Here is an 860-nt window from a genome sequence, read left to right on the forward strand (position 1 = left end):
ATTCGGTGGTTAATTCGAGCGATCACTGTGGTAAATTGTCTGATAGCTTACAGGATGTGATTTATCATTTTAAGCGATCGCTTTCTAGTATCAAACATTAATTATTTAAAAGCTTCAATCTGATCCAAATAAACATTAATTAACTGATGATCAGCCACTAAAATTTCAATTTCTGGCCAAACTCTAGACAGAAGTGAGTGAAATTGACGTTTTCGCACATTCCCAAAGCGTAGATGTACTACTTTAGGCGGAAGTAAATCAACCATCATGCGATCAGAAAAATCTGCATCTTTGGTAACAATTACCAGTTTTCTTTCTTTCGCATACTGCCATATTTGGGTATCACTTGGACTGTTACCTAAGATTGAAACATGGACAATGGGTAAAGATGGAGTAAATTGGATTTTCACGGGTAAATTTTCATCGAATAAAAACCCATTCATGCGATTTTTCTCACTTGATAATGATTCCCCATCAACTTTGCTGCAAATTGAATACAAGCATAAATATCTTCTCGTTGTAGAGAGGGGTACTCTTCCAGAATTTCCTCAATTGAATCACCAGCGCCTAAAAACTCCATAATTGTTTGTACAGAAATTCGAGTATTAGTAATAATGGGTCGTCCATTACAAATGTCTGGATGAATAGTGATTCTACTTTCCATTTTGGTTACTTCTTATCGTTACTGATTAATTGTAGCATTTGTCTGATAGCGTGGCGCAAGCTAGATGAGGATTTGCAAGAGTTACAGGATGAGGGATTTGTTTGCAGATGAGGTTGCTAATTTGACGGTAATTAATTGTCTGATAGCGTAGCGTGGCGCAAGCCATATCAGGATTTCCAGGATTTCAGGATTTACA

General features: G+C 36.7%; 2 protein-coding genes. Both read right to left on the bottom strand.

The annotated features are described in order from the left end of the window. Positions 1 to 101: 101 nt before the first annotated feature. Positions 102 to 443: a DUF5615 family PIN-like protein gene (locus ACIR131C_RS22085; RefSeq protein ID WP_035371598.1), complete on the bottom strand. Its 342-nt coding sequence runs from the start codon at positions 441 to 443 to the stop codon at positions 102 to 104. After that, complete coding sequence (locus ACIR131C_RS0106640) at positions 440 to 664, bottom strand: DUF433 domain-containing protein (RefSeq protein WP_027404290.1); 225 nt, start codon at positions 662 to 664, stop codon at positions 440 to 442. Before ACIR131C_RS0106640 ends, ACIR131C_RS22085 begins: the two co-directional genes overlap by 4 nt. Positions 665 to 860: the final 196 nt, after the last annotated feature.

The organism is Dolichospermum circinale AWQC131C (assembly GCF_000426905.1).
In the GTDB taxonomy this organism is placed as follows: Bacteria; Cyanobacteriota; Cyanobacteriia; order Cyanobacteriales; family Nostocaceae; genus Dolichospermum; species Dolichospermum circinale.